Raw genomic sequence first — 26,690 nt, 5'->3', positions numbered from 1 at the left:
GTTGACTTTTGGCACGCTGTTGAGTTCTCAAGGAACGGACGCTTCCTTCGTACTCACCCTCTCGGGCTTTCCTCCGGGCGCTTCCCTTCGGTGTTTCCGACTCTATCAGATCCTTTCGGCTCTGATTCCCTGTCGGCGGGGCCTTTCGACATTCACTACGTTAGCCGATTCCCTCGGATACTCATAATCGAGTCTCACGGATTCGAATTCGGGCACGCGGGCGCGCCAGAATCGACCCCGTTGAGGGGTTGTAGCTGAGTAGTGGGTTGGCCGCTCCGGCTGCTGGCGATCGCCGTACCCGGTTCAGCGGCTCGGGCTACGTTACGCACCTTCCAGGGCCGCGTCAACTTCGGCGGCGCCGCGGCACGTGGGCCCGATACGGGCTCACCGTCGGGTCGTTGGCGACCCAGAAGCGCCAGGGATGGGCGTCGCCGTTGCCGCCCTCGCCGGCGACTCCGGTGCGCGGACCGTTCCGTACCTGCTCACGGGGCACGGGCGTCCCGGTCAGCATCCGCAGCGGTGTCTCGCCGGAGCCACAGGCGTCCGTGCCGTCCAGGGCGCGGTCGATGCCCAGGGCGGTGGCCAGGCGGGCCGGGCCCTTGGCCAGTTCCTTGTCGTTCCGGGCCGAAAGCCGACGTTTGCGGGCCAGCTCGGCGCCCTCCACGATCTCGCCGGCGCGGAGCAGGACCGCGCTCGCCCGGCCCTCGGGTCCGCAGACGAGGTTCATGCAGTGCCACATGCCGTAGGTGAAGTAGACGTACACATGTCCGGGCGGGCCGAACATCACGGCGTTGCGCGCGGTGCGGCCGCGGTAGGCGTGGGAGCCGGGGTCGTTCGGGCCGTCGTAGGCCTCGACCTCGGTGAGGCGCAGGGCGATCGGACCGTCGGGTGTCGTCCGGACCAGCGTGCGGCCGAGAAGGTCGGGCGCGACCTCCAGAACGGGCCGGTCGAAGAAGTCTCGGGGCAGTGGCGTACGGTCCGGGGGCGCGATCATGCCCTCCGAGGGTAGTCCAGACGGGTCGGCGGGAAGGTCGGCGGATGCGTCGGTGCCTGGGCGGAACCGGTCGGGGGCGGAGCGCGTTTGTAGGGATCGAGGGTCCGTTCGTAAAGGGAGAGTCAATGGGGTTCAAGAAGCTGCTCGCGAGCCTGGGAGCCGGCGGTGCCTCGGTCGAGACGGTGCTCACCGAGGTCAACGTCGTGCCGGGTGGTGTCGTCCAGGGTGAGGTGCGGATCCAGGGCGGGTCTGTGAACCAGGGCATCGAGGGGCTGTCCGTCGGCCTGCAGGCGCGGGTCGAGGTGGAGAGCGGCGACGAGGAGTACAAGCAGGACATCGAGTTCACCAAGGTGCGGCTCGGGGGCGCCTTCGAGCTGCAGGCCGGTGCCGTGCACGCGGTGCCGTTCGGGCTGGAGATCCCCTGGGAGACGCCGGTCACGATGATCGACGGGCAGGCGCTGCGCGGGATGAACATCGGTGTGACGACCGAGCTGGAGATCGCGCGGGCCGTCGACTCCACGGATCTGGACCCGATCAACGTGCACCCGCTGCCGGCGCAGCAGGCGATCCTGGACGCCTTCATCCAGCTGGGCTTCCGCTTCAAGAACGCGGACATGGAGCGCGGCCACATCCGGGGCACCCGCCAGCGGCTGCCGTTCTACCAGGAGATCGAGTTCTACCCGCCGTCGCAGTACCGGGGTCTGAACCAGGTCGAGCTGAGCTTCGTGGCCGACGAGCACGCGATGGACGTCGTCCTGGAGATGGACAAGAAGCCGGGTCTGTTCAGCGAGGGCTCGGACACGTACCGGTCCTTCCAGGTGGGTCTGAACGACTTCCATGGGACCGACTGGGCGGCTTACCTCAACCAGTGGCTGTCCGAGGTCGGCAGCCGGCGCAACTGGTTCTAGGCTCGGACCCACCGAACCGGAGCGATCAGGAGGTACCGAGGTGACCGAGCTCAAGCGGCGGCCTCTCCCCCACGACTTCCATCCGCCCGTGCCGTCGTTCACGGTGACGAGCGAGGACATCGAAGAGGGCGCGACGCTGAAGAGCGCCCAGGTCTACGCGGAGGGCAACACCTCGCCGCGGCTGCGGTGGGAGGGCTTCCCCGCTGAGACCAAGAGCTTCGCCGTGACCTGTTACGACCCCGACGCGCCGACCGGCAGCGGGTTCTGGCACTGGGTGCTGTTCGACATCCCGGCGTCGGTGACCGAGTTGCCCGCGGGTGCGGGCGGGGGCAAGTTCGAGGGGCTGCCCGAGGGCGCCGTACACGCGCGGAACGACTACGGGACGAAGGACTTCGGCGGGGCCGCTCCGCCGCCGGGGGACGGTCCGCACCGGTACGTGTTCACGGTGTACGCCGTGGACCAGGAGAAGCTGGGTCCGGACTCGGACGCCTCGCCGGCCGTCGTCGGCTTCAACCTGCGGTTCCACACGATCGCGCGCGCCCAGCTCATCGGGGAGTACGAGAACCCCGGGAGCTGACGCACCGCTCGGATTCAGCCGAGCGTTCAGGGAACGTTTGCCCGCCTCTGGTCTTGGAAGTGATCAGGGGCGGGCATTTTTTTATTGCGTTGTCCATCTCGGCGCGCCCGTCCAGAGTTGATCCGAGCCCGCCGGGGGGTGGGCAGGTGCACACAGGAGGTGGGCTGGATGCGTGACACGTTGGTTCTGAACGCGAGCTTCGAGCCGCTGTCGACGGTGACTTTGAACCGAGCCGTTGTTCTGGTGCTGCAGGACAAGGCCGTCGTCGAGCAGGCCCACCCCGAACTGCGCATGCGCGGTGCGGAGATGGACATACCCGCGCCCCGGGTGATCAGGCTCTGCAGATATGTGCGGGTGCCGTTCCGAAGACAAGCGCCGTGGTCGAGGCGGGGTGTGCTGGTCCGGGACCGGCACCGGTGCGCGTACTGCGGGCGCAGGGCGACGACCGTGGACCATGTGCTGCCGCGGTCGCAGGGTGGGCAGGACACGTGGCTGAACACGGTGGCCGCGTGTGCGGAGGACAATCACCGGAAGGCGAACCGGACTCCGGAGGAGGCCGGGATGGCGCTGTTGCGGGAGCCGTTCGAGCCGACGCCGGCGGATGCGATGCTGTTGGCGCTGGGGCAGGAGGACTTCGCCGCGCTTCCTGGGTGGCTGGCTCGGGAAGCCGCCTAGTCGGCTGCCGGGTTCTTCGTCGGCGGCTTCGGGTCGTCTTCGGCTGGTCGGGCAGTTCCCCGCGCCCCTGGCAGGGGCGCGGCAGGGACCCGGCGTCGTGCGGCGGCCCTCAGTCGATGCTGGGCTTCTCCCTGCGCTCCGGGCCGTTGTTCTGGGGCGGCACGGTGTTTCCGTTGCCCGAGGAACCTCCGCCCAGCGGGCCGAAGTTGCCCATCGCGCCGGACAGGCCCTTGAGGGCGTCGCCGATTTCGCTGGGGACGATCCAGAGCTTGTTGGCGTCGCCCTCGGCGATCTTCGGGAGCATCTGCAGGTACTGGTAGGACAGCAGCTTCTGGTCCGGGTCGCCGGCGTGGATGGCCTCGAAGACCGTACGGACCGCCTGGGCCTCGCCCTCGGCGCGCAGGGCGGCGGCCTTGGCCTCACCCTCGGCGCGCAGGATCTGGGACTGCTTCTCACCCTCGGCGGTGAGGATGGCGGCCTGCCGCGTACCTTCGGCGGTGAGGATCGCGGCGCGCTTGTCACGGTCGGCGCGCATCTGCTTCTCCATCGAGTCCTGGATGGAGGTGGGCGGTTCGATGGCCTTGAGTTCGACGCGGTTGACGCGGATGCCCCACTTGCCGGTGGCCTCGTCGAGGACGCCGCGCAGGGCCGCGTTGATCTCCTCGCGGGAGGTCAGGGTGCGCTCCAGGTCCATGCCGCCGATGATGTTGCGCAGGGTGGTGACGGTGAGCTGCTCGATCGCCTGGATGTAGCTGGCGACCTCGTAGGTGGCGGCCCGGGCGTCGGTCACCTGGTAGTAGATGACGGTGTCGATGTTGACGACCAGGTTGTCCTGGGTGATCACCGGCTGGGGCGGGAACGGGACGACCTGTTCGCGCAGGTCGATGCGGTTGCGGATGGTGTCGATGAACGGGACGACGATGTTGAGGCCCGCGTTCAGTGTCCGCGTGTAGCGGCCGAAGCGCTCGACGATGGCGGCGCTGGCCTGTGGGATGACCTGGATGGTCTTGATCAGGGCGATGAAGACCAACACCACCAGAATGATCAGGACGATGATGACCGGTTCCATCGTGCTCCCCGTACCCCTCTCCGCCTCGGCACCTTCGGCAGATCCTGTGGTTGTTGAAGATCTTGCTGGTCGAGTCTGTCAGACCGTACCCAACTCGTGGGGCTGATACCTCAGATGACGATCGCGGTGGCCCCTTCGATCTCCACCACGTCCACCTCCTGGCCGACTTCGTAGGCGCGGCCGGTGTCGAGGGCGCGGGCCGACCAGACCTCTCCGGCGAGCTTGATGCGGCCGCCGGAGCCGTCGACGCGCTCCAGGACGACGGCCTGTCTGCCCTTCAGGGCGTCGACACCCGTGGCGAGTTGGGGCCGCTGTCTGCTGTGCCGGGCGGCGATGGGCCGGACCACGGCGATGAGGGCGACCGAGACGACGACGAAGGCGAGGACCTGGACGACCACGTCGAAGCCGAGGCCGGCGACGACCGCGGACGCGACGGCTCCCACCGCGAGCATGCCGAACTCCGGCATGGCGGTGACCACGAGCGGGATTCCGAGCGCCGCCGCGCCGACGAGCCACCACACCCATGCGTCGATGTCGTTCACATGGTCATGGTAGGACCGCTGTCGGACGGCGGACAGGGCGCGAAAGGGAGCGGAACGGGCGTCAGGACAGGGGCAGTCCCTGGGCGGTCCAGCGGTCGCCGAGCTGTTCGACGACGAGCGGCAGGCCGAAGCAGCGGGAGAGGTTGCGGGAGGTGAGCTCGAGTTCGATCGGGCCGGCGGCGAGGACCTTGCCCTGGCGGATCATGAGGACGTGGGTGAAGCCGGGGGCGATCTCCTCGACGTGGTGGGTGACCATGATCATCGAGGGGGCGATGGGGTCGCGGGCGAGCCGGCCGAGGCGGCGGACCAGGTCCTCGCGGCCGCCGAGGTCGAGGCCGGCGGCGGGCTCGTCGAGCAGGAGCAGCTCGGGGTCGGTCATCAGGGCGCGGGCGATCAGAGTGCGCTTGCGCTCGCCCTCGGAGAGGGTGCCGAACTTCCGCTCGAGGTAGTCGCTCATGCCGAGGCGGTCGAGGAAGGCGCGGGCGCGCTGCTCGTCGACCTCCTCGTACTCCTCCTGCCAGCCGGCGGTCATGCCGTAGGCGGCGGTGAGGACCGTCTGCAGAACCGTCTGGCGCTTGGGGAGCTTCTCGGCCAGGGCGATGCCGGCCATGCCGATGCGCGGGCGCAGCTCGAAGACGTCGGTGCCGGGCCGGCCCAGGGTCTCGCCGAGGATGCTCGCCGTGCCGGTGCTGGGGAAGAGGTAGCTGGAGGCGACGTTCAGGAGGGTGGTCTTGCCGGCACCGTTCGGACCGAGGATGACCCAGCGCTCGCCCTCCTTCACCGACCAGGAGACCTGGTCCACCAGGGCCCTGCCCTCGCGGATCACGGATACGTCCTGAAGCTCCAGAACATCGCTCATGAGCGCGTTGTCTCCCCTTGCAGTGTGCCGGTCTCGGCTGTCGCGTACGCCTGTGGCTCGGTCCGCCGCGCCGATGGGCGCAGCCCTTATGAAATCTACGCCACGAGTGCCCCGCTCCATTCCATCGGTCCGGTCCTTAGGGTGGGGGCATGCTCTCGGAACCGCGTTCAGGACGCCTCGCCTCTTGGGGAAATGCCCTTCTCGCCGGACTTGTCTCCCCGGACGACGCCGCGCTCGCCATCGTGGGCGAGGACGCGGTGCACCGGGTGGAGGGGCTGCCGGGCGAGTCCGCGCAGGTCGGGCTCACGCTGGCGCTGGGGCGGCTGCGGGCGCTGGGGGCGACCGGGCTGCGGGTGGCGCTGCCGGCCCCGGGGCATCCGCTGGGGCTGAGCGGGCCGCCGGAGTTCAACGCGCGGGCGCTGGAGGCCGAGGAGGCGGTGGTCTGCTTCGGTGCCGCGTTCGGGTTGGTGCCGGAGGTGTACGAGGCCGGGCCCGCCGGCGATGTCCATGCCGAGGTGGTGTGGCAGGTGCTGCCGGTGCGGGAGGCGCCCCCCGCGGACGTGCCCTCGCTGGGTGAGGCGGAGCGGGAGCTGGCGGAGGCGCTGAGGGAGGCGACCGAGGTGCTGTCGAAGCTGGACGTCGCCGGATCGGGGCCGGTGGCGGAGGCGGCGATCGACGCGTACCGGGCGCGGGCCGAGCGGGGGCGGGAGGTGCTGGCGCCGGGGTATCCGCCGCGTGCGGTGCGGGTGCTGGAGCTGGCGCAGCGGGTGGGGTTGCTGGTGTCCCTCGCCCACGGCCGCGGGCCCGGGGGTGCGGTCAGTTCCTCGGAGATGGCGGCCCGGGCGGAGGCGCTGCGGCCCGTGGAGCGGACGGCTCGGCGCGCGCAGGTGGCGGCGTACAACTCGCTGGTCGAGGAGCGGGAGCGGGGCGGCCGGTGACCGCCGGACGGCGGCTGGTGTCGTCGCCGCTGCCGTTCACGTTCTCCTTCTCGTGTTCGTGACGCACGACAGGCCTCCCGGTGCACACGGGAGGCCTGGGTCATGACCGGACGGGGCTCAGTGGTTGAGGCCCAGGTTGGCGAAGGCCGGGTTCAGCACGCCGATGACGTTCACGGTGTTGCCGACGGCGTTCACCGGGACGTGCACCGGGGCCTGCACGACGTTGCCCGAGACGACACCCGGAGAGCCGTGGGCCTCGCCGCCGGCCCAGGCACCGTCCGTGGCGGAGGCCAGCCCCGCACCGGCGGCCACGAGGCCCCCGGCCACCATCGTCACGGCCGCTGCCTTCTTCAGGTTCTTCACTTTCCAACCCCTCCTAGGCGTTCGCCACGGCGATCGCCGCAGCACGCACTGGAGAACGCCGGGGACCGCCGGAGGATGCGCCATCCGGGTTACATTCCCACGACGGTATGAATCTCAGCCCGGAGCGGAACCTTCCGGGCTGCCGTCGGTGAGGCCTTGGGGAGGGCGTCTCAGCCGGTCACGCCATGGCGTACGGCCCACAGGGCGGCCTGGGTGCGGTCGGCGAGGTCGAGTTTCATGAGGATGTTGGAGACGTGCGTCTTGACGGTCTTCTCGGACAGGACCAGGGCGCGGGCGATCTCCCGGTTGGAGCGGCCGTCCGCTATCAGGCCGAGCACCTCGCGCTCCCGTTCGGTGAGCGAACCGGCGCGACCCTGGCCGGAGTTGTTCTCCTCCTGGGAGAGCAGGGCGCCGGCGACCTCCGGCTGGAGCAGGATGTGCCCGGCGTGCACGGAGCGGATGGCGCCGGCCAGGGCGTCGGGGTCCACGTCCTTGTAGACGTACCCGGCGGCGCCCGCGCGCAGGGCCGGGACGACCGTGCGCTGCTCGGTGAAGCTGGTGACGATCAGCACGCGAGCGGGGTTGCCGAGTTCGCGGAGCTTGCGCAGCGCGTCGATGCCGTCGGTGCCCGGCATCTTGACGTCCATGAGCACGACGTCGGGCCGCAGTTCCTCGGCACGGGCGACTCCTTCGGCGCCGTCGGCCGCCTCCCCCACGACCTCGATGTCGTCCTGCACCTCCAGGAAGGTGCGCAGGCCCCGGCGGACGACCTGGTGGTCGTCGACGAGCAGCACCTTGATTGCGTCAGCCACCGGGGACCTCCATCTCGATCGTGGTGCCCTCGCCGGGCGCCGAGTCCACGGTCAGCGTGCCGCCGACCCCGCTCGCCCGGTCCCGCATCGAGACCAGGCCCAGATGGCGTCCGGCACGGCGGACGGCTCGCGGGTCGAAGCCGCCGCCGTCGTCGGTGACGCGCAGGACGGCGCCGCTGCCGCGCCGGTCCACGGTCACGTCGACGTGTGCGGCGCCCGAGTGGCGAAGGGCGTTGTGCAGGGCCTCCTGGGCGACCCTGAGCAGGGCCTCCTCCTGGGCGGCCGGGAGGGCCCGGAAGCCGGTTCCGGCGAAGGTCACGCGCGCGCTGTGGGCGCGGTCGAGGACCTGGATCTGGGTGCGCAGGGTGGCGATCAGGCCGTCCTCGTCGAGGGCGGCGGGGCGCAACTCCACGACGGCGGCGCGCAGTTCGTCGGCGGCCTCGGCGGCGAGGACGGCGACCTGCTGCAGCTCGCCCTTGGCGCGGGCGGGGTCGCGGTCGACCAGCGCGGCGGCGGCCTGGGCGGTCAGACGCAGGGAGAACAGCTTCTGGCTGACCGCGTCGTGCAGTTCGTGGGCGAGGCGGGAGCGTTCCTCGGCGATGGTCAGTTCGCGGCTGCGCTCGTAGAGGCGGGCGTTGGTGAGGGCGATGGCGGCGTGCTGGGCGAGGATGGAGAGCAGTTCCTCGTCCTCCTCGGTGAAGCCGCAGCGTCCCTCTTTCCGGGGGCAGTTCTTGTTGGCGAGGAAGAGCGCGCCGAGGACCTCGTCGCCGTCGCGGACGGGCAGGCCCAGGAAGTCGGCCAGCTCGGGATGGGCGGACGGCCAGCCCTCGAAGCGGGGGTCCTTGCGCACGTCGGCGAGGCGCTGGGGGCGGGCCTCGTCCAGCATGGCGGCGAGGATGCCGTGCCGGCGGGGCAGCGGCCCGATGGCCTTCCACTGGGCGTCGCTGACGCCGTCGACGACGAACTGGGCGAAGCCGCCGTGGTCGTCGGGGACGCCGAGCGCGGCGTACTGCGCGTCGAGCAGCTCGCGGGCGGAGGCGACGATCGTCTTCAGGACGTCGCGCACCTCGAGATGCCTGCTCATGGCCAGCAGCGCGGAACTCACCGCGGCGAGGCCGGACCGGGGGCCTTGACTCATGTCCTCACGGTACCGGCGGCCCCGGACCGTGCGGATCGGACCGGTGACGGCCCGGCCCTGGGCCGGTGGGCCTAGGGCCGTCGGGGTAGGCCTCCTGGTCCGCCGGACCGGGGCGGTCGGCGTACGCCGAAGGGCCCCGGTGCTTTGCGGCCCGCGTCCGAGGCGGCCGTGGGGGTGCCGTTCCTAGGTTGTGGTCACCGCCCGAGGGGGCGGCACGCGACGAGGGGACGGTTGTCATGCCGGTAGCGATCATCACGGGGGCCTCCAAGGGGCTGGGGCGGGCGCTCGCCGAGGCGCTGGCCGCGCGGGGCTGGGATCTGGTGCTGGACGCCCGGGGCGCCGAGGTCCTGAAGGAGGCCGCGGAGGCGGTCGCCGGGCACGGTACGCGCGTGGAGGCGCTGCCCGGGGACGTCACCGACGCCGGGCACCGGGCCGCTCTGGTGGCGGCCGCGCGGCGACTGGGCGGTGTCGATCTGCTGGTGAGCAACGCCAGCGCGCTGGGTGCCGAGCCACTGGTGCGGCTGGCGGAGCTGCCCCTGGAGGGGCTGCGGCGGGCGCTGGAGGTGAATGTGGTGGCGGCGCTGGGTCTGGTGCGGGAGGCGCTGCCGCTGCTGCGGGAGTCGCCGGCGGGCGCGGTGATCGCGGTCAGCTCGGACGCCGCCGCCGAGGCCTACGAGACGTGGGGTGGCTACGGCGCCTCGAAGGCGGCCCTGGACCAGCTCGCCGCGGTGCTCGGCGCGGAGGAGCCGGGGCTGCGGGTGTGGGCGGTGGACCCCGGGGACATGGCGACGGACCTGTACGCGGCGGCCGTACCGGACGACGACGATCCGCGTCCGGCGCCCGCCAGTGTCGTACCGGCGTTCCTGCGGTTGCTCGACGAGCGGCCGGCGAGTGGGCGGTACGCGGCTTTGTCACTGGCGGAGGGGCGATGACGACGGCGGTGAAGGTGCCGCAGGAGCTGTCCGCGCGCGTGCCCGCCGAGCAGCGCGGTCCGGGCCTGGACCGGGATGCCGTACGGCTGCTGGTGTCGCGCGGCACCGACGTGACGCACCACACCTTCGGGGAGCTGCCGCGGCTGCTGCGGGCCGGGGACCTGCTGGTGGTGAACACCTCACCGACGCTGGCCGCCGCGGTGGACGGGCGGGTCGGGCACGCGCGCGTGGTGGTCCACTTCTCCACGCGCGGCGACGACGGGCGCTGGGCGGTGGAGCTGCGCGACCCGGACGGACGCGGCACTACGCGCGCGCGTGCGGGCGGGCCCGCGGGTACAAGGGTGGAGCTGCCGGGCGGGGCACACCTCCTCCTGGAGGAACCACTCGGTGCGCGGGGGGCGGCACCCGGGCAGACCGGGCCGTTCGGCGGGCGCGGCGTGGCACCCGGGCGGAACGGCCCGGTGCGCCGGGGTGGGCAGCGGCTGTGGTGGGGGCGGGTGGTGGGCGGGGCCGGCGTGCTGGAGGTGCTGCGGCGGCACGGGCGGCCGATTCGGTACTCCTATACGGAGCGCGACCAGCCGCTGTCGGCGTACCAGACCGTGTTCGCGCTGCCGTCGCCGGACGGGGCGGGCAGTGCGGAGATGCCGAGCGCGGCCCGGCCCTTCACCGCGCGGCTGGTGGCGGAGCTGGTGAGCCGGGGGGTGCGGTTCGCACCGGTCACGCTGCACACCGGGGTGGCGTCGGCGGAGGCGCACGAGCCGCCGTACCCGGAGCGGTTCGCGGTGCCGGAGGCCTCGGCGCGGCTGATCAACGCCGGGAGGGCCGGGGACGGGCGGGTGATCGCGGTGGGGACGACGGCGGTGCGGGCCGTGGAGTCGGCGGCCGGGCCGGACGGGGTGGTGCGGGCGGCCGAGGGCTGGACCGATCTGGTGGTGACGCCCGAGCGCGGGGTCGGCGTGGTCGACGGGCTGCTGACCGGGCTGCACGAGCCGGAGGCCTCGCATCTGCTGATGCTGGAGGCGGTCGCGGGGCGGGCGGCGGTCGAGCGTGCCTACGAGGAGGCGCTGCGCGGGCTCTATCTGTGGCACGAGTTCGGCGACGTGCATCTCATCCTGCCCCCGGAGGGCCCTCACGCAGAGCGTTGCGGCGGCAACTCGGCGTGAGACTCCCGTGCCGCCGATGTGAGCCCGCGCATAGGGCCCACGTCACGTACGAAAGGGCATAGGAGATAAACCGCCCCCATATGAACGGGACAGACAGTCTGGTCTGTCCCGTTTTGCCCTTCCCTGATCCACTATGGGGGATCGTACGTCACACCTTTGCCTGGGCATTTTGCGGCCGCTAAGAATTGCTCTCGTCGCTCAGCGCCGTGGGTTCACCCCCGCGGCGTTCGTGCGGGAGGAGCCGATTCCCCCGGCGGACGCAGGAGCGACCTCCGCGCCACACACGAAGAGGTCCATCAGCCATGCCCAAGAACATCCTCAATCGCCGTCTCAGTCGCACCCTGACCAAGCAGCACAAGATCGCGATCGCCGGCGTCAGCACCCTCGGTGCCGCCGCCCTCGCCTTCTCGGCCGTCCCCAGCAGCGCCCAGACGGTGACCACCGGTTCCCCGGCCACGACCGCCCAGGTCGCCGCCACCACCCAGGTCCAGGACGTCAAGGGCTCGCTCACCGACCAGCTCGCCGGCCGCACCGTGAAGCTCGACGCCCTCGCCGCCCAGAAGAAGGCCGAGGACGCCGCCGCCGCCAAGAAGCAGGCCGCGGCCGAGGCGGCGAAGCAGCAGGCCGAGGCGAAGCAGAAGGCCGCCGCCCAGGCCGCCGCGAAGAAGGCCGCGCAGGAGCGCGCCGCCAAGGAGGCCGCGAGCCGCTCCGCGCAGCGCCCCAGCATGCAGATGGTCTCCGCGAAGACCTACGCCGACAACCTGGACGGCTGGATCCGGCACGCGCTGGACATCATGCACTCCAAGGGCATCCCGGGCAGCTACGACGGCCTGCACCGCAACATCATGCGCGAGTCCTCCGGCAACCCCCGCGCGATCAACGACTGGGACGTCAACGCCATCAACGGCATCCCGTCGAAGGGCCTGCTGCAGGTCATCCCGCCGACCTTCAAGGCGTACCACGTCGCCGGCACCTCGTGGAACATCTACGACCCGGTCGCCAACATCACCGCAGCCGCCAACTACGCGGCCGACAAGTACGGCTCCATCGACAACGTCAACAGCGCGTACTGAGGCCGGCGCGGACCTCTGACGTGACGCGAAAAGGGCGGCACCCCTCGGGGGGATGCCGCCCTTCGCCGTGTCCGGACGCGGGTTACTTCCGCATGACCTCCGGCTCGTGCCGGCGCAGGAAGCGCGCCACGAAGAAGCCGCAGATCACACCCAGCAGGATCAGCATGACCATGTCGACGCCCCAGGCCGAGGCCGCGTGGTTCCACAGCGGGTCGGTGCTGGTCGGGTCGTCGGTGTTGGGCGCGATCTTGTTGAAGTCCAACGTGGTGCCGGCCGCCGCCACCGCCCAGCGCGACGGCATGAGGTAGGAGAACTCGTTGACGCCGAGCGTGCCGTGCAGGGTGAAGAGGCAGCCGGTGAAGACGACCTGGATGATCGCGAACATCACCAGCAGCGGCATGGTCTTCTCGGCGGTCTTCACCAGCGACGAGATCACCAGGCCGAACATCATCGAGGTGAAGCCGAGCGCCATGATCGGCAGGCACAGCTCGAACAGCGTCGAATGGCCGAGGACGAGCCCCTGGTCGGGGATCTCCCGGCTGGAGAAGCCGATCAGGCCGACCATCAGGCCCTGCAGCACCGTGACGGTGCCGAGCACGACCACCTTGGACATCAGATACGCGGACCGCGACAGGCCGGTCGCGCGCTCCCGCTCGTAGATCACCCGTTCCTTGATCAGCTCACGGACGGAGTTCGCGGCACCCGCGAAGCACGCGCCGACGGCGAGGATCAGCAGGACGGTGGTGGCCGTGCCGTTCGGTACCGGCACGCCGGTCCGGGGGTTGACCGGGTTCACCAGCAGGCCGCGGTTGTGGTCGATCAGCAGGCTGACCGCGCCGAGGACCGCCGGAAGGATCACCGTCAGCGCCAGGAAGCCCTTGTCCGAGGCGATGACCGACACGTACCGCCGCACCAGGGTCATCAGCTGCGAGCCCCAGGCCTGCGGCTTGGGCGGCCTGATGGCCTGCGGCGGAGGCATGTGTACGGACTGCGGGGCGACCGCGTCGATGTCCGCGGCGTACATCTGGTAGTGCTGCGAGCCCTTCCAGCGGCCCGCCCAGTCGTAGTCGCGGTAGTTCTCGAAGGCGGAGAAGACGTCGGCCCAACTGTCGTAGCCGAAGAAGTTCAGCGCCTCCTCGGGCGGGCCGAAGTAGGCGACCGCGCCGCCCGGCGCCATCACCAGCAGCTTGTCGCAGATCGCCAGCTCGGCCACCGAGTGGGTGACGACGAGCACCGTGCGGCCGTCGTCGGCGAGGCCGCGCAGCAGCTGCATGACGTCCCGGTCCATGCCCGGGTCGAGACCCGAGGTCGGCTCGTCCAGGAAGATCAGCGACGGCTTGGTGAGCAGCTCCAGGGCCACGGACACGCGCTTGCGCTGGCCGCCCGAGAGCGAGGTGACCTTCTTGTCCTTGTGGATGTCCAGCTTCAGCTCGCGCAGCACCTCGTCGATGCGGGCGTTGCGCTCGGCGGCCGTGGTGTCGGCGGGGAAGCGCAGCTTGGCCGCGTACTTCAGGGCCTTCTTGACGGTCAGCTCCTTGTGCAGGATGTCGTCCTGCGGGACCAGACCGATGCGCTGGCGCAGCTCGGCGAACTGCTTGTACAGGTTCCGGTTGTCGTAGAGCACCTCGCCCTGGTTGGCGGGCCGGTAGCCGGTGAGCGCCTTCAGCAGGGTCGACTTGCCGGAGCCGGACGGGCCGATGACCGCGATCAGGGACTTCTCCGGGACACCGAAGGAGACGTCCTTCAGGATCTGCTTGCCGCCGTCGACCGTGACCGTCAGATGGCGGGCGGAGAAGGAGACCTCACCGGTGTCGACGAACTCCTCGAGGCGGTCGCCGACGATGCGGAACGTGGAGTGGCCGACGCCCACGATGTCGCTCGGGCCGAGCAGGACCGAGCCGCCCTTGGGGATCGGCTGGCCGTTGACGTACGTGCCGTTGTGCGAGCCGAGGTCGCGGATCTCGAAGCGGCCGTCGGGCGTCGAGTGGAACTCGGCGTGGTGCCGGGAGACCTGCAGGTCGGAGACGACCAGCTCGTTCTCCAGGGCACGGCCGATGCGCATCACGCGGCCGACGGCGAACTGGTGGAACGTGGTCGGGCTGCGGTCGCCGTAGACCGGCGGCGCCCCCGCGCCACCACCGGGCGTCTTCTGCGCGAAGGCCTCGGCCGGACCGCTCTGCTGCTGCGGGAACGGCACGGGCTGCTGCGGCTGCTGCCAGTCGGCCTGCGGCGCCTGCTGCGGTGCGGCCTGGTGCGGGACCTGTGGCTGCGCCCAGCCGGGGCCCGCGCCCTGCGCCGCGTACGGCGCGCCCTGCGGCTGCTGCTGGGGCTGCGCGACGGCGGCTCCGGAGAGGTTCAGGCGCGGGCCGTCGGTCGCGTTGCCCAGGTGCAGCGACGAGCCGGGCCCGACCTCCGTCCGCTGGATCCGCTGACCCTGCACGAACGTGCCGTTGGTGCTGCCGTGGTCCTCGATGACCCAACTGCGGCCGTCGAAGCTGACCGTGGCGTGGCGCCAGGAGACCCTGGCGTCGTCGAAGACGATGTCACCCTGCGGATCGCGGCCGAGGGTGTAGGGCCTGGACGGGTCGAGCGTCCAGGTCCGTCCGTTTGATTCCAGTACGAGTTCCGGCACTCCATGCCCCACTGAGTTGTCCCCCGAGTTACCCCCATCACAGGGAGTCTAGGGATGTCGAACATCGTGGGGAACTATTTCAGGCTCGCCCCCGTGACCGAAAGCCGGGCCTTGCGATGAGCGCCGGTGCGCGCTTCAACTCGCCCCGTTGACGGGGTTGAAACCGGGCCGGAGAGTGGTAATCCCCCGCGAGGGGGACAGGCGCGGCTGCGGTGCCGCGCCGCGGATCGGGGGGTCTGCCATGAGCGCTGCGACGGACGTCGCGACCGCACGGCACGGCAGGGCACTGCCGTGGACCGACATCCTGCTGTCCGCGATCGCCGCCGTGAGCTGGGCGTTGATAGGGATGGCGGGCACGGCCGCGCTCGGTCTGCATCTGCTGCGGGCCGATGCGGCGGGCTCACTGGGCCCCATGACAGCGGCAGTTGTGGCCCTGGGGGCGGGTGGTTCGGTGTCACCGTCGGGTGATGTCTCCGCTTTTGGGCTGAAAGGAGCGGAGGCCCACTCGGCCGTCGAGATCACGCCACTCGGGGTGGGCCTGGCCGGGGCCCTGCTGTTGTCGTGGTTCTTCCTACGGTCCCTGCGCACCACCGGAGTTGTGATCGCACCGTCCGAACTCCTCGCGCGCGCGGGGGCGGTGGTCGCGCTCTTCGTGGCGATGCTGGGCGGTCTCGCCTGGGCCGGGCACGACGTCGTCACGATCGACGGCGGCTCGCTCGGCCTGGACCGGCTGCCCGGAGGGGGCGGCAAGGGGAGCGGGCTGACCATCCCCGGGCTCGGGGACGTCGGGGGGCTGCTGCCGGACAGGATCGGCGACCTGATCCATGCGAAGGCGGCCGTCGGCTTCACCGTGGACACCGCGCCCACGCTGCTGGGCGGTCTCTGCTGGTCCGCCGGCGTCCTGCTGATCGCCCTGCTCGCCTCGCGCCGCGCTCCGCTGCCGCCCGGCTGGGACGCCGTGCACCGGGCGGTACGGCCGGCCGTCTCGGGGCTGGTCACGGTGGTGCTGGTGGCCTGGGCGGCCGGGCTCGCGGCGGCGGCGTACGCGGCGGCCGGTGACGACCGTCCCGGGCGGATCGCCGGCGCCGCGCTGCTGGGCGCGCCGAACGGGGTGTGGCTCGGGGTCGCCCTCGGCCTGTTCGTCCCCTGGACCGGCCGGGCCACCGGTGCGCTGGGCACCGTGCTGCCCCATCCGCTGGACCAGCTGCTGACCACGAGGTCCGATCAGCCGGTCACGGTGGGCCGGCTGGCGGAACTCGACGGCCGGGTGTGGCTGCTGCCCGTGGCGGCGGCGCTGATGATGCTGATGGCGGGGGTGCTGACGGCGGTACGGACCCCGGTGAGCGGCTCCGGGCGTACGGTCGCCTTCGCCGCCCGGTGCGCGGTGCGGCTGGGGATCACCTGCGCGCTCGCGCTCCCGTTCCTCGCCTGGCTGGCGGACGTCTCGGTGCACGCGTCCCTGTCCGTGCTGGGCTTCGACGCCTTCGGCGCGGGCATCGAGCTGCACGGCCATCTCGGCCTGGCACTGCTGCTGGGGGCGGTGTGGGGCGCGGGCGCGGGGGCGGCGGGGGCACTGCTCGCCCGGGCGGCGGGGGCAGCGGGGGCTCGGGCGGTGCGGCCGCGCCACGCCGAAGGGGGCGACTCGGGGTACGGCGGCGAGGCGCCCGGGCAGCCGGGATCCGGCGCCGGGGGCGGTCGCCGGGAGTACGGCAGCGGGGTGCCCGGGCAGCCGGGGTACGGCGCCGGCGGTGGCCGCCGGGACTCCGGCAGCGGGGCCGGGCCCTACAGCCCGAGCAGACCGTACCGGCCGCCGAACCCCGACACGAACCCCTATCTCCAGGTACCGCAGGAGCTGCGCGCGGCCCCGGAGGACGCACGGTCGCCCTCCCCCGAGCCCGACATGCACGGCACCCCCACCGTCACCCGCCCCGTCGACCCGTACCGGCAGGCCCGCCCACGCAACTCCAGGGACGAGGGCCCACCACCTCCCCCGCCGCCACCCCGCAGCCCGAGAAAATAGGGCCACGCCACCCGTGCGCCACCGGGCTCGCCGGCAAGGGCGCCGACGGCCGGGGTCGGCGCCCGCCGCGTGCGGCCCCGTCGGCGGCACGGCCGCGTCCCGTCCCCTCCGCCCTGCCACGCCCCCAGCGGCTGACCGGCATCGTCCGCCCCGCCCCGCTCCCCCCGCGGCCGGCGGCATGGCACAGTGCTTCTGGGGCCGGGCCGGCCGGTGGCGGGCGTCATCCGGGGGTCGGGTTCCCGACACCGGGGGGACACGCATTGTTCCGTGTCCGTCAGGCGGACCTCGCAGGCGGACGGCACTGGGTGCCGGATACGGTGGTGACACCATGAGCGCTTCGCAGACCTCCGAGGTCCCCACTCTCCTCGTCAAGATTTTCGGCAAGGACAGGCCGGGCATCACGGCCGGCCTCTTCGACACCCTTGCCGCCTACCTCGTCGACGTGGTCGACATCGAGCAGGTCGTCACCCGGGGCCGCCTGGTGCTGTGCGCGTTGGTCACCCAGCCGCCGGCCGGCCTGGAGGGCGATCTGCGGGCGACCGTGCACAGCTGGGCCGAGTCGATGAAGATGCAGGCGGAGATCATCTCCGGCCACGGCGACAACCGTCCGCGCGGTCTCGGCCGCTCGCTGGTGACCGTCCTCGGCCATCCGCTGACGGCCGAGTCGACGGCGGCCATCGCCGCCCGGATCGCCAAGACCGGCGGCAACATCGACCGTATCTTCCGCCTGGCCAAGTACCCGGTGACCGCCGTGGAGTTCGCCGTCTCCGGGGTGGAGACCGAGCCGCTGCGCACCGCGCTGGCGTCCGACGCCGCGGCACTGGGTGTCGACGTCGCCGTCGTCTCGGCGGGCCTGCACCGACGCGCCCAGCGGCTCGTGGTCATGGACGTGGACTCCACCCTCATCCAGGACGAGGTCATCGAGCTGTTCGCCGCGCACGCCGGCTGCGAGGACAAGGTCGCCGAGGTGACGGCGGCGGCGATGCGCGGGGAGCTGGACTTCGAGCAGTCGCTGCACGCGCGTGTGGCGCTGCTGGAGGGCCTGGACGCCTCGGTGGTGGACAAGGTGCGCAACGAGGTCCGGCTGACGCCGGGCGCGCGCACGCTCATCCGCACGCTGAAGCGGCTCGGCTACCAGGTGGGCGTCGTCTCCGGCGGCTTCACCCAGGTCACGGACGACCTGAAGGAGCGGCTGGGGCTGGACTTCGCGCAGGCCAACACGCTGGAGATCGTCGACGGCAAGCTGACCGGCCGGGTCACCGGCGAGATCGTGGACCGCGCGGGCAAGGCGCGGCTGCTGCGCCGGTTCGCCGCCGAGGCCGGGGTGCCGCTGTCGCAGACCGTGGCGATCGGGGACGGCGCCAACGACCTGGACATGCTCAACGCGGCCGGTCTCGGGGTCGCCTTCAACGCCAAGCCGGTGGTCCGCGAGGCCGCGCACACGGCGGTGAACTTCCCCTTCCTCGACACGGTCCTCTACCTGCTGGGTGTCACCCGCGAAGAGGTCGAGGCGGCCGACACGCACGACGAGGGCTGACACCCGGACTCCCCCGTCGCCGCGCACGCGGAAGGGCCCGGCACCTGCAGCGGTGCCGGGCCCTTCCGCGTGCGTGGGGTCACTCGGAGGGTGCCCAGTAGTCCGCGAGGGTGGCCGTGCCCGGCTCCAGGCTCTTCCAGACGCCGTCGAAGGTCAGCACCGCGAAAGCCGCGGCGGGGAAGCCCCGGCGGTCCATCCGCTCACGGGTGTCGCCCTCGAACGTGCCGGACAGGACGTCGGCCAGGCCGTGCACGCCCGGGTTGTGCCCGGTGAGGATCACGTTCTGCACGTCGTCGGGGATCTCGTTGAGCACGGCGATCAGCTCGCCGGGCGAGGCCTCGTAGATGCGCTCCTCGTAGACGGTCTTCGGCCGGTGCGCGAGTTCGTGGACGGCGAGCTTCCAGGTCTCGCGGGTGCGGACGGCGGTGGAGCACAGGGACAGGTCGAAGGTGATACCGGTGTCGGCCAGCTTGCGTCCGGCGACTGCGGCGTCCTTGCGGCCTCGCTCGGTGAGCGGGCGCTCATGGTCGGACACCTGGGGCCAGTCGGCTTTCGCATGCCGGAAGAGGACGATCCTGCGGGGTTCTGCGACGCTCATGGCACCCAGCTTCGCATGAAACAGGCCATGTGGCGCAGGGAGTTGACATGGGGATTCACCTCGTACGGGGGTGCCGGGTCAGCGCGCGAAGAGCTGCTGCACGCGCTCGAGGAGCTGGGGCAGCGCCGGGTCGCCGCTCGCCGCGTGGGCGTCCGAGGGGTTCAGTATCAGGGTGAGCAGGGCGACGAATCCGAGGGCGGGCAGGGCGAGCGCCCACCAGGGCAGCCGGGTGTCGACGCTGCCCGGATGCGCCGGGTGGGGCCGGGTGTGCGTGCGGGCCGGCATGTCGCCTCCGTGGGTCTCCGAGTGGTGCTGACCGGCCGCCTGGCGGGGCCGTGTCTCGAAGCTACGGAACGCGGGGCCGCCAACCCATCCGGAGTTCCACCCACTTGACCCTGACACCGGCCCCCTAGGGGAAGGGGGGCTGTCCCCACCCTCCCCCAGGGGGTCGGTGCTCACGGCCGGGCGGCCCTCACGGGGAGACGATGGTCGCGATGATGGCGATGACGGCGAAGATGGCGAAGAACGCGGCGAAGACGAGCAGCATCTTCTTCTGCCCGTTCTGGGGGTTCGGGTCGAGCACAGGCTGCATGCGCCCAGTCTCGCACCCTTCGTCCGGAGCACCGCGCACGGGGGCGTCCTAGGGCTTGTCGGACAGGTCCTGTCGTCCCGCCTCGTCCTCCACGGTGCGGTCGCGGCCCGCCAGGACGCCTACCGCCATCTGGGGCACCATCAGGCCCGCCATGAGGGCGATCGGCAGCCCCCAGCCGCCGCTGTGCTGGTAGAGCACGCCGACGAGCAGCGGTCCGGGTATGGAGATCAGGTAGCCGGTGCTCTGCGCGAACGCGGAGAGCTGGGCCACGCCCGCGCCGGTCCGGGCGCGCATGCCGACCATGGTCAGCGCCAGCGGGAAGGCGCAGTTGGAGACGCCGAGCAGCAGCGCCCAGGCCCAGGCGCCGCTCGCCGGGGCCAGGTACAGGCCGGCGTATCCGGCGAGGCCGCACAGGCCCAGGGCCAGCACGATCGGCCCCTGGTGGGGCAGCCGGGTGGCGATGCGCGGGATGACGAAGGCCAGCGGCACGCCCATCACCATGGTGACCGCGAGGAGCAGGCCGGCGGTGCCGGCCGGGACGCCGGCGTCCCGGAAGATCTGCGCCATCCAGCCCATCGTGATGTAGGCGGCGGTGGCCTGGAGGCCGAAGAAGACGGCGAGCGCCCAGGCGGTGCGGCTGCGGGTGATCCGCAGCGGGGCCGCCGCGCGCACCGGTTCCTGCGCGGGCGCGGCGCCCCGCTCCCGCACCAGGGGCAGCCAGGGCAGGACGGCGGCGGCGGCGAGCCCCGCCCAGACGGCGAGTCCGGAGTGCCAGTCGCCGCCGAGGGCGTCGGTCATGGGGACGGTCACGGCGGCGGCGAGGGAGGTGCCGAGGGCGAGGGCCATCGAGTACAGGCCGGTCATGGAGCCGACCCGGTCCGGGAACCAGCGCTTGACGATGACCGGCATCAGCACGTTGCTGACGGCGATGCCCATCAGGGCGAGGGCGCTGGCGGCCAGGAAGCCGGCCGTGCCGCCGGCGTACGGCCGGACGAGCAGGCCGGCGGTGATGGCGGCCATGCCGGCGCAGACCACGGCGGACGGGCCGAAGCGGCGGGCCAGCCGGGGCGCGGTGACGCCGAAGACGGCGAAGCAGAGCGGGGGCACCGAGGTGAGCAGCCCCGCCACGCTGCCGCTCATGCCGAGCCCGTCGCGGACCTCCTCCAGGAGCGCGCCGAGGCTGGTGATGGCGGGGCGGAGGTTGACGGCGGACAGCACGATGCCGACGACGACCAGCCGGATCGTCCACGCGCGCGGGGACGGCGCCTCGCGGGGGCCCGCCTGCGCGGTCGTACCGCGTTCGGTGGAGGACATCTCCGTACGGGTGTCCACGGTCCGGTTTTCCTCACGTGCCATGCCCATCATCATAGAATCATAGGATGATTGGTTGTCCATCCCCGGGGCGGCGGCTTCGGGGCCCGTCGTGCGAAGGTGTGCCATGCCCCTGAGCCACCCCCGCCGCTCGGCGCTGTCCGAGCAGGTCATCGCCGAACTGCGCAATCAGATCGCCTCCGGCGAGTGGCCGGTCGGCTCGCGCATCCCGACCGAGCCGGAGCTGGTCGAGCAGCTCGGTGTCGCCCGCAACACGGTCCGCGAGGCCGTGCGCGCGCTCGCGCACAACGGCCTGCTGGACATCCGCCAGGGCTCCGGCACGTACGTCGCGGCCACGAGCGAGCTGGCCGGGGTGATGCACCGCCGGTTCGCCGGTGCCGATCCCCGGCACATCGCCGAGCTGCGCTCCACGCTGGAGTCGGCGGCGGCGAAGCTGGCGGCAGAGCGGCGCACCGAGAAGGACCTCAAGCAGCTGGACGCGCTGCTGGCCCGCCGCGAGGAGGCCTGGGCGTCGGGCGAGGCGGAGGCCTTCGTGGCGGCCGACGCGACCTTCCACCTGGCCGTGGTGGCCGCCTCGCACAACGACGTGATGACGGCGATGTACGCCGACCTGGGCGAGGTGCTGCGGGACTGGCTGCGCGCGGACGTGGGCGCCCGGCTGACCCCGGAGACCCACATGGACCACACCCGGCTGGTGGACGCGATCCGCGCGGGCGACGCGGAGGCGGCGGCCGCGGAGGCCGCGAGCTATCCGTTCCTGTGCCGTCCGGGCCGGTTCAGCGCCGCTTCTGGTGACTGATCCAGACCGAGCGGACCTCCTTCCAGCACCGACCGGTCAGCCGTACGGTCATGGCCGGGGCGGTGTCCACCGGGGCACTGTCGGTGTCGATGTCCCACCAGCGGGCGCACTCGATGTGCAGGCGGACGCGGTCCGTGTCGACGTAGGGGTTGTGGCAGTAGGCCACCACGTGGGAGCCGCGCACCGTCGTACGGCACGCGGCGCCGAAGAGGTCCGGGGCGGGCGGCTTGCCGTCGCCTCCGCGCGCGTGGGGCGTCGCGTCGTACGGCAGGCACAGGACGAGAGCGACGGCCACGGTCACCGGGAACAGGCTGCGGGACAGGCGCACAAGGGGACCTCCTCGGCCGGGCTGCGGAGGGATGCGCGAGGTGAACGCTGCCTCCAGGGTGCGCGGCCCGCCCCCGGCCCCGCCCGGCCGGGTACGCCGAACGAGTGACGCCCCGCCTCCGCGCACTGCGGAGAACGGGGCGCCGGTGTCAGGCGGAGGTCACGCGCCGATCGCGTGCAGCCCGCCGTCCACGTGGACGATCTCGCCGGTCGTCTTCGGGAACCAGTCGCTCAGCAGGGCGACGATGCCCCGGCCGGCCGGCTCCGGGTCCTTCAGGTCCCACTCCAGCGGGGAGCGGCTGTCCCACACGGAGGCGAGCTGGTCGAAGCCCGGGATGGACTTGGCGGCCATGGAGCCGAGCGGGCCCGCGGAGACGAGGTTGCAGCGGATGTTCTGCTTGCCCAGGTCACGGGCGAGGTAGCGGCTGGTGGCCTCCAGGGCGGCCTTGGCCGGGCCCATCCAGTCGTACTGCGGCCAGGCGAACTGCGCGTCGAAGGTCAGGCCGACGACCGAGCCGCCGTTCTGCATCAGCGGCAGGCAGGCCATGGTCAGCGACTTCAGGGAGTACGCCGAGACGTGCATGGCGGTGGCGACCGACTCGAACGGGGTGTTCAGGAAGTTGCCGCCGAGCGCGTCCTGCGGGGCGAAGCCGATGGAGTGGACGACGCCGTCGAGGCCGCCCAGCTCCTCGCCGACGACGTCGGCCAGACGGCCGAGGTGCTCGTCGTTGGTGACGTCCAGCTCGATGACCTTGGTGGGCTTCGGCAGCTTCTTGGCGATGCGCTCGGTCAGCGTCGGCCGCGGGAACGCGGTGAGGATGACCTCGGCGCCCTGCTCCTGGGCCAGCTTGGCGGCGTGGAAGGCGATGGAGGCCTCCGTGAGCACACCGGTGATCAGGACACGCTTGCCCTCGAGAATTCCGCTCATGGTGATCAGTGACCCATTCCCAGTCCGCCGTCAACGGGAATGACGGCTCCAGTGATGTACGAGGCGTCGTCCGAGGCGAGGAACCGCACCGCCGCGGCGATCTCCTCCGGCTGCGCGTACCGGCCGAGCGGCACCTGCGACACGATGTTCGCGCGCTGCTCGTCGGTGAGCACCTTGGTCATGTCGGTGTCGACGAAGCCGGGCGCGACGACGTTGAAGGTGATGTTGCGCGAGCCCAGCTCACGGGCGAGGGAGCGCGCGAAGCCGACCAGGCCGGCCTTGGAGGCGGCGTAGTTCGCCTGCCCCGCCGAGCCGAGCAGGCCGACCACGGAGGAGATCAGGATGACGCGGCCCTTCCTGGCCCGCAGCATGCCGCGGTTGGCGCGCTTGACGACGCGGAAGGTGCCGGTGAGGTTGGTGTCGAGGACGGAGGTGAAGTCCTCCTCCGTCATGCGCATCAGGAGCTGGTCCTTGGTGACGCCGGCGTTGGCGACGAGGACCTCGACCGGACCGTGCTGGTCCTCGATCTCCTTGTAGGCCTGCTCCACCTGCTCGGCGTCGGTGATGTCGCACCTGACCCCGAGGAGGCCGGCCGGCGGCTCACCCGAGCGGTACGTGATCGCGACCTTGTCGCCGGCGTCGGCGAACGCGCGGGCGATGGCGAGGCCGATGCCCCGGTTTCCTCCGGTGACGAGAACCGAGCGGCTCAACGGATCACCCTTTCGATAGCGGTCTGCTGCGGTCCGACAATCCGCCCGGACACCTCGATGACAGGCGGCTTCATCGAAAACCTATCGGTAGCGCCGCGGCCCGGGGCAAGCGGGCACCGACAGTGGCGCGGGTGAGTCGCTGTCGGATCCCTACAGAAACGTCCGGGCCGGAGCGAAACCATGTGGTCCGCGGGCCCGCTCCCACGACATGATCGGACCCGACAGGCGACGACAGCAGGGAGACCTCCGTGCCTCATTCCATCGACGAAGCCTTCACGGCGCTTCCGCTCAGGGCCTTGGCCGACGCCGCGCTCGCCCGGGCGCGGGCGCTGGGGGCCGAGCATGCGGACTTCCGGTTCGAGCGGGTGCGCAGCGCGTCCTGGCGGCTGCGGGACGCCAAGCCCGCGGGATCGTCGGACACCACCGACCTCGGGTACGCGGTCCGGGTGGTGCACGGCGGTACGTGGGGCTTCGCCTCGGGGGTGGACCTGAGCCTGGACGCGGCCGCCAAGGTGGCCTCGCAGGCGGTGGCCATGGCGAAGCTGTCGGCGCAGGTCATCAAGGCGGCGGGCTCGCAGGAGCTGGTGGAGCTGGCCGACGAGCCGGTGCACGCCGACCGGACGTGGATCTCGTCGTACGAGATCGATCCGTTCTCGGTGCCGGACGAGGAGAAGGCCGCGCTGCTCGCGCAGTGGAGCCACCGGCTGCTGGCGGCGAACGGGGTGGACCATGTGGACGCCTCGCTGCTCACCGTGCACGAGAACAAGTTCTACGCCGACACGGCCGGGACCGTGACCACCCAGCAGCGGGTGCGGCTGCATCCGCAGCTCACCGCCGTGTCGGTGGACGAGTCCAGCGGTGAGTTCGACTCGATGCGGACGCTCGCGCCGCCGGTCGGGCGCGGCTGGGAGTACCTGACCGGGACCGGCTGGGACTGGGACACGGAGCTGGAGCAGATTCCGGAGCTGCTGGCCGAGAAGATGCGGGCGCCGAGCGTCGAGCCGGGCCTGTACGACCTGGTCGTCGACCCGTCCAACCTGTGGCTGACCATCCACGAGTCCATCGGCCACGCCACCGAGCTGGACCGGGCGCTCGGCTACGAGGCCGCGTACGCCGGCACCTCCTTCGCCACCTTCGACCAGCTCGGCAAGCTGAAGTACGGCTCGGAACTGATGAACGTCACCGGTGACCGCACCGCCGAGCACGGCCTCGCGACCGTCGGGTACGACGACGAGGGCGTCGAGGCGCAGTCCTGGGACCTGGTGAAGGACGGGACGCTGGTCGGCTACCAGCTGGACCGCAGGATCGCGAGGCTGACCGGGTTCGAGCGGTCCAACGGGTGCGCGTTCGCCGACTCCCCCGGGCACGTACCGGTGCAGCGCATGGCCAACGTGTCGCTGCGGCCGGACCCGGCCGGGCTGTCGACGGAGGACCTGATCGGCGGGGTCGACCGCGGCATCTACGTCGTCGGCGACCGGTCCTGGTCGATCGACATGCAGCGCTACAACTTCCAGTTCACCGGGCAGCGGTTCTTCCGGATCGAGAACGGGCGGATCACCGGGCAGCTGAAGGACGTCGCCTACCAGGCCACGACCACCGACTTCTGGGGTTCGATGGCCGCCGTGGGCGGTCCGCAGACCTATGTCCTGGGCGGCGCCTTCAACTGCGGCAAGGCCCAGCCGGGCCAGGTGGCCGCCGTGTCGCACGGGTGCCCCTCCGCCCTCTTCAAGGGCGTCAACATCCTCAACACCACGCAGGAGGCCGGTCGATGAGCGCCCGCACCCACAAGCCGCACGAGGTCGTCGAGCAGGCGCTCGCGCTGTCCCGGGCCGACGGCTGTGTCGTGATCGCCGACGAGTACTCCACCGCCAATCTGCGCTGGGCGGGCAACGCGCTCACCACCAACGGCGTCACCCGCGGCCGCAGCCTCACGGTGATCGCCACCGTGGACGGCAAGGAGGGCACGGCCTCGGGTGTCGTGTCGCGGTCGGCGGTGACGGCGGACGAGCTGGAGCCGCTGGTGCGGGCCGCCGAGGCCGCCGCGCGCGGCGCCGGCCCCGCCGAGGACGCCCAGCCGCTGGTCGGCGGGGTGCCCGTGTCGCCGGACTTCACCGACGCGCCCGCCGAGACCTCCTCCGCCGTGTTCGCCGACTTCGCCCCCGCCCTCGGCGAGGCCTTCGCACGCGCGCGTGCCGGCGGCCGGGAGCTGTACGGCTTCGCCAACCACGAGATGGTCTCGACGTACGTGGGGACGTCCACCGGGCTGCGCCTCCGGCACGACCAGCCCACCGGCACGCTGGAGCTCAACGCCAAGTCCCCGGACCGCGCACGCTCGGCCTGGGCCGGCCGGTCCACACGGGACTTCAAGGACGTGGACCCGGGCGCGCTGGACGCCGAGCTGGCCGTACGGCTCGGCTGGGCCGAGCGGCGCACCGAGCTGCCGGCGGGCCGGTACGAGACGCTGCTGCCGCCGACCGCGGTCGCCGACCTGCTGATCTACCAGCTCTGGTCGGCGTCGGGCCGGGACGCGGCCGAGGGACGCACGGTGTTCTCCAAGCCGGGCGGAGGCACCCGGGTCGGCGAGAAGCTCACCGAGCTGCCGCTCACCCTGCGCAGCGACCCGAACGAGCCGGGTCTGGAGTGCCCGCCCTTCGTGGTCGCCCACTCCTCCGGCGGGGATCAGTCGGTGTTCGACAACGGGCTGCCCACGCACTCCACCGAGTGGATCGGTCAGGGCGTGCTGAAGCATCTGACCACCACCCGGCACAGCGCGGGCCTGACCGGGCTGCCGGTCGCCCCCGCGCTCGGCAACCTGATCCTGGACGGCGGTCGGGACCGCTCCCTGGAGGAGATGGTCGCGGACACCGAGCGCGGGCTGCTGCTGACCTGCCTGTGGTACATCCGCGAGGTCGACCCGGCGACGCTGCTGCTCACCGGCCTCACCCGGGACGGTGTGTACCTCGTGGAGAACGGCGAGGTCACCGGGCAGGTGAACAACTTCCGGTTCAACGAGTCGCCGGTGGACCTGCTGGGCCGGGCCACGGAGGCCGGGCGCACCGAGAAGACGCTGCCGCGCGAGTGGAGCGACTGGTTCACCCGGGCCGCGATGCCGGCGCTGCGGATCCCCGATTTCAACATGAGCTCAGTCAGCCAGGGCGTATAACCTCGTAGT

At 71.8% G+C, this 26,690-nt stretch carries 27 protein-coding genes; 12 read left to right on the top strand and 15 right to left on the bottom strand.

The annotated features are described in order from the left end of the window. Positions 1-343: 343 nt before the first annotated feature. On the bottom strand, positions 344-994 hold the full coding sequence (locus ACZ404_RS19275; protein ID WP_468441363.1) for a DNA-3-methyladenine glycosylase: 651 nt from the start codon (positions 992-994) through the stop codon (positions 344-346). A gap of 125 nt (positions 995-1,119) precedes the next feature. Here ACZ404_RS19275 and ACZ404_RS19270 point away from each other — a divergent pair, with 125 nt between their 5' ends. From ACZ404_RS19270 to ACZ404_RS19260, 3 genes are all read left to right on the top strand, one after another. Further along, positions 1,120-1,902, top strand: a complete 783-nt coding sequence (locus ACZ404_RS19270) for a sporulation protein (RefSeq protein ID WP_468441361.1) — start codon at positions 1,120-1,122, stop codon at positions 1,900-1,902. A gap of 40 nt (positions 1,903-1,942) precedes the next feature. Further along, positions 1,943-2,479 (top strand): YbhB/YbcL family Raf kinase inhibitor-like protein, encoded by a 537-nt coding sequence (locus tag ACZ404_RS19265; protein WP_468441359.1) that lies wholly within the window; start codon positions 1,943-1,945, stop codon positions 2,477-2,479. Between the two features lie 168 nt (positions 2,480-2,647). Then, positions 2,648-3,154 carry an HNH endonuclease gene (locus tag ACZ404_RS19260; protein WP_468441387.1) on the top strand — a complete coding sequence of 169 codons (507 nt, stop codon included), beginning with the start codon at positions 2,648-2,650 and terminating at the stop codon, positions 3,152-3,154. Positions 3,155-3,263: 109 nt separating this feature from the next. Here the strand turns inward: ACZ404_RS19260 and ACZ404_RS19255 are convergent, their stop codons facing one another. From ACZ404_RS19255 to ACZ404_RS19245, 3 genes are all read right to left on the bottom strand, one after another. Next, complete coding sequence (locus ACZ404_RS19255; protein WP_468441357.1) at positions 3,264-4,223, bottom strand: SPFH domain-containing protein; 960 nt, start codon at positions 4,221-4,223, stop codon at positions 3,264-3,266. A gap of 110 nt (positions 4,224-4,333) precedes the next feature. Further along, positions 4,334-4,765: an NfeD family protein gene (locus ACZ404_RS19250; protein WP_468441355.1), complete on the bottom strand. Its 432-nt coding sequence runs from the start codon at positions 4,763-4,765 to the stop codon at positions 4,334-4,336. Between the two features lie 61 nt (positions 4,766-4,826). Continuing rightward, positions 4,827-5,624: an ABC transporter ATP-binding protein gene (locus tag ACZ404_RS19245; RefSeq protein ID WP_468441353.1), complete on the bottom strand. Its 798-nt coding sequence runs from the start codon at positions 5,622-5,624 to the stop codon at positions 4,827-4,829. Between the two features lie 149 nt (positions 5,625-5,773). Between ACZ404_RS19245 and ACZ404_RS19240 the strand changes: the two genes are divergently transcribed. After that, entirely contained in the window at positions 5,774-6,562 is a 789-nt protein-coding gene (locus ACZ404_RS19240; RefSeq protein WP_468441351.1) for a hypothetical protein, read from the top strand. 117 nt (positions 6,563-6,679) lie between these two features. On the opposite strand, the gene ACZ404_RS19235 is transcribed toward ACZ404_RS19240, so the two are convergent. The 3 genes from ACZ404_RS19235 to ACZ404_RS19225 all read right to left on the bottom strand — a co-directional run bounded on the left by ACZ404_RS19235 (position 6,680) and on the right by ACZ404_RS19225 (position 8,875). Continuing rightward, positions 6,680-6,925, bottom strand: a complete 246-nt coding sequence (locus ACZ404_RS19235) for a chaplin (protein ID WP_468441349.1) — start codon at positions 6,923-6,925, stop codon at positions 6,680-6,682. Between the two features lie 170 nt (positions 6,926-7,095). Beyond that, a complete protein-coding gene (locus ACZ404_RS19230) occupies positions 7,096-7,737 on the bottom strand; it encodes a response regulator (protein WP_468441347.1) in 642 nt (213 codons plus the stop codon). Then, a complete protein-coding gene (locus tag ACZ404_RS19225) occupies positions 7,730-8,875 on the bottom strand; it encodes a GAF domain-containing sensor histidine kinase (RefSeq protein WP_468441345.1) in 1,146 nt (381 codons plus the stop codon). Before ACZ404_RS19225 ends, ACZ404_RS19230 begins: the two co-directional genes overlap by 8 nt. Before the next feature lie 236 nt (positions 8,876-9,111). Between ACZ404_RS19225 and ACZ404_RS19220 the strand changes: the two genes are divergently transcribed. The 3 genes from ACZ404_RS19220 (at position 9,112) to ACZ404_RS19210 (ending at position 12,043) form a co-directional block, all read left to right on the top strand. Further along, complete coding sequence (locus ACZ404_RS19220) at positions 9,112-9,807, top strand: SDR family NAD(P)-dependent oxidoreductase (RefSeq protein ID WP_468441343.1); 696 nt, start codon at positions 9,112-9,114, stop codon at positions 9,805-9,807. Then, entirely contained in the window at positions 9,804-10,970 is a 1,167-nt protein-coding gene (locus tag ACZ404_RS19215; protein WP_468441341.1) for an S-adenosylmethionine:tRNA ribosyltransferase-isomerase, read from the top strand. Before ACZ404_RS19220 ends, ACZ404_RS19215 begins: the two co-directional genes overlap by 4 nt. Before the next feature lie 302 nt (positions 10,971-11,272). Beyond that, the gene (locus ACZ404_RS19210) at positions 11,273-12,043 is read left to right on the top strand and encodes a transglycosylase SLT domain-containing protein (RefSeq protein WP_468441339.1); all 771 of its coding nucleotides are present in this window, start codon (positions 11,273-11,275) and stop codon (positions 12,041-12,043) included. 82 nt (positions 12,044-12,125) lie between these two features. Here the strand turns inward: ACZ404_RS19210 and ACZ404_RS19205 are convergent, their stop codons facing one another. Next, positions 12,126-14,675: an ABC transporter ATP-binding protein/permease gene (locus ACZ404_RS19205; protein WP_468441337.1), complete on the bottom strand. Its 2,550-nt coding sequence runs from the start codon at positions 14,673-14,675 to the stop codon at positions 12,126-12,128. Positions 14,676-14,916: 241 nt separating this feature from the next. On the opposite strand from ACZ404_RS19205, the gene ACZ404_RS19200 reads away from it, so the two are divergent. Then, a complete protein-coding gene (locus tag ACZ404_RS19200; RefSeq protein ID WP_468441335.1) occupies positions 14,917-16,695 on the top strand; it encodes a streptophobe family protein in 1,779 nt (592 codons plus the stop codon). A 328-nt stretch (positions 16,696-17,023) separates the two neighbouring features. After that, positions 17,024-18,232 (top strand): phosphoserine phosphatase SerB, encoded by a 1,209-nt coding sequence (gene serB, locus ACZ404_RS19195; RefSeq protein ID WP_468441333.1) that lies wholly within the window; start codon positions 17,024-17,026, stop codon positions 18,230-18,232. A gap of 79 nt (positions 18,233-18,311) precedes the next feature. Here serB and ACZ404_RS19190 read toward each other — a convergent pair whose 3' ends face one another. The 4 genes from ACZ404_RS19190 to ACZ404_RS19175 all read right to left on the bottom strand — a co-directional run bounded on the left by ACZ404_RS19190 (position 18,312) and on the right by ACZ404_RS19175 (position 20,736). Further along, the gene (locus tag ACZ404_RS19190; protein ID WP_468441331.1) at positions 18,312-18,830 is read right to left on the bottom strand and encodes a SixA phosphatase family protein; all 519 of its coding nucleotides are present in this window, start codon (positions 18,828-18,830) and stop codon (positions 18,312-18,314) included. 78 nt (positions 18,831-18,908) lie between these two features. Continuing rightward, positions 18,909-19,115: a hypothetical protein gene (locus ACZ404_RS19185; protein ID WP_468441329.1), complete on the bottom strand. Its 207-nt coding sequence runs from the start codon at positions 19,113-19,115 to the stop codon at positions 18,909-18,911. 187 nt (positions 19,116-19,302) lie between these two features. Further along, positions 19,303-19,422 carry an SGM_5486 family transporter-associated protein gene (locus ACZ404_RS19180; protein WP_468441327.1) on the bottom strand — a complete coding sequence of 40 codons (120 nt, stop codon included), beginning with the start codon at positions 19,420-19,422 and terminating at the stop codon, positions 19,303-19,305. Positions 19,423-19,470: 48 nt separating this feature from the next. Then, the gene (locus ACZ404_RS19175) at positions 19,471-20,736 is read right to left on the bottom strand and encodes a CynX/NimT family MFS transporter (protein WP_468441385.1); all 1,266 of its coding nucleotides are present in this window, start codon (positions 20,734-20,736) and stop codon (positions 19,471-19,473) included. Positions 20,737-20,860: 124 nt separating this feature from the next. On the opposite strand from ACZ404_RS19175, the gene ACZ404_RS19170 reads away from it, so the two are divergent. Beyond that, on the top strand, positions 20,861-21,553 hold the full coding sequence (locus ACZ404_RS19170; RefSeq protein ID WP_468441325.1) for a FadR/GntR family transcriptional regulator: 693 nt from the start codon (positions 20,861-20,863) through the stop codon (positions 21,551-21,553). On the opposite strand, the gene ACZ404_RS19165 is transcribed toward ACZ404_RS19170, so the two are convergent. From ACZ404_RS19165 to fabG, 3 genes are all read right to left on the bottom strand, one after another. After that, positions 21,531-21,881: a hypothetical protein gene (locus ACZ404_RS19165; protein WP_468441323.1), complete on the bottom strand. Its 351-nt coding sequence runs from the start codon at positions 21,879-21,881 to the stop codon at positions 21,531-21,533. The two genes, ACZ404_RS19170 and ACZ404_RS19165, sit on opposite strands and share 23 nt — an antisense overlap. A 159-nt stretch (positions 21,882-22,040) precedes the next feature. Further along, a complete protein-coding gene (gene fabI, locus ACZ404_RS19160; protein WP_468441321.1) occupies positions 22,041-22,808 on the bottom strand; it encodes an enoyl-ACP reductase FabI in 768 nt (255 codons plus the stop codon). A gap of 5 nt (positions 22,809-22,813) precedes the next feature. Beyond that, positions 22,814-23,518 (bottom strand): 3-oxoacyl-[acyl-carrier-protein] reductase, encoded by a 705-nt coding sequence (fabG, locus tag ACZ404_RS19155; protein WP_468441319.1) that lies wholly within the window; start codon positions 23,516-23,518, stop codon positions 22,814-22,816. A 248-nt stretch (positions 23,519-23,766) separates the two neighbouring features. Here fabG and ACZ404_RS19150 point away from each other — a divergent pair, with 248 nt between their 5' ends. Continuing rightward, positions 23,767-25,290, top strand: a complete 1,524-nt coding sequence (locus tag ACZ404_RS19150) for a TldD/PmbA family protein (RefSeq protein WP_468441317.1) — start codon at positions 23,767-23,769, stop codon at positions 25,288-25,290. Then, a complete protein-coding gene (locus tag ACZ404_RS19145; RefSeq protein ID WP_468441315.1) occupies positions 25,287-26,681 on the top strand; it encodes a metallopeptidase TldD-related protein in 1,395 nt (464 codons plus the stop codon). Before ACZ404_RS19150 ends, ACZ404_RS19145 begins: the two co-directional genes overlap by 4 nt. The last annotated feature ends 9 nt before the right edge of the window (positions 26,682-26,690 follow it).

It is taken from the genome of Streptomyces sp. NPDC030798 (genome assembly GCF_055572275.1).
Note: the sequence above shows the minus strand (reverse complement) of the source record. Positions and strands in the feature narration are given on the sequence as shown.

Coding starts and splice junctions, on each gene's coding strand:
- ACZ404_RS19275 (WP_468441363.1), bottom strand. CDS start 994: ATGATCGCGCCCCCGGACCGTACGCCACTGCCCCGAGACTTCTTCGAC.
- ACZ404_RS19270 (WP_468441361.1), top strand. CDS start 1,120: ATGGGGTTCAAGAAGCTGCTCGCGAGCCTGGGAGCCGGCGGTGCCTCG.
- ACZ404_RS19260 (WP_468441387.1), top strand. CDS start 2,648: ATGCGTGACACGTTGGTTCTGAACGCGAGCTTCGAGCCGCTGTCGACG.
- ACZ404_RS19255 (WP_468441357.1), bottom strand. CDS start 4,223: ATGGAACCGGTCATCATCGTCCTGATCATTCTGGTGGTGTTGGTCTTC.
- ACZ404_RS19245 (WP_468441353.1), bottom strand. CDS start 5,624: ATGAGCGATGTTCTGGAGCTTCAGGACGTATCCGTGATCCGCGAGGGC.
- ACZ404_RS19240 (WP_468441351.1), top strand. CDS start 5,774: ATGCTCTCGGAACCGCGTTCAGGACGCCTCGCCTCTTGGGGAAATGCC.
- ACZ404_RS19225 (WP_468441345.1), bottom strand. CDS start 8,875: ATGAGTCAAGGCCCCCGGTCCGGCCTCGCCGCGGTGAGTTCCGCGCTG.
- ACZ404_RS19220 (WP_468441343.1), top strand. CDS start 9,112: ATGCCGGTAGCGATCATCACGGGGGCCTCCAAGGGGCTGGGGCGGGCG.
- ACZ404_RS19215 (WP_468441341.1), top strand. CDS start 9,804: ATGACGACGGCGGTGAAGGTGCCGCAGGAGCTGTCCGCGCGCGTGCCC.
- ACZ404_RS19210 (WP_468441339.1), top strand. CDS start 11,273: ATGCCCAAGAACATCCTCAATCGCCGTCTCAGTCGCACCCTGACCAAG.
- ACZ404_RS19200 (WP_468441335.1), top strand. CDS start 14,917: ATGAGCGCTGCGACGGACGTCGCGACCGCACGGCACGGCAGGGCACTG.
- serB (WP_468441333.1), top strand. CDS start 17,024: ATGAGCGCTTCGCAGACCTCCGAGGTCCCCACTCTCCTCGTCAAGATT.
- ACZ404_RS19190 (WP_468441331.1), bottom strand. CDS start 18,830: ATGAGCGTCGCAGAACCCCGCAGGATCGTCCTCTTCCGGCATGCGAAA.
- ACZ404_RS19185 (WP_468441329.1), bottom strand. CDS start 19,115: ATGCCGGCCCGCACGCACACCCGGCCCCACCCGGCGCATCCGGGCAGC.
- ACZ404_RS19180 (WP_468441327.1), bottom strand. CDS start 19,422: ATGCAGCCTGTGCTCGACCCGAACCCCCAGAACGGGCAGAAGAAGATG.
- ACZ404_RS19175 (WP_468441385.1), bottom strand. CDS start 20,736: ATGTCCTCCACCGAACGCGGTACGACCGCGCAGGCGGGCCCCCGCGAG.
- ACZ404_RS19170 (WP_468441325.1), top strand. CDS start 20,861: ATGCCCCTGAGCCACCCCCGCCGCTCGGCGCTGTCCGAGCAGGTCATC.
- fabI (WP_468441321.1), bottom strand. CDS start 22,808: ATGAGCGGAATTCTCGAGGGCAAGCGTGTCCTGATCACCGGTGTGCTC.
- ACZ404_RS19145 (WP_468441315.1), top strand. CDS start 25,287: ATGAGCGCCCGCACCCACAAGCCGCACGAGGTCGTCGAGCAGGCGCTC.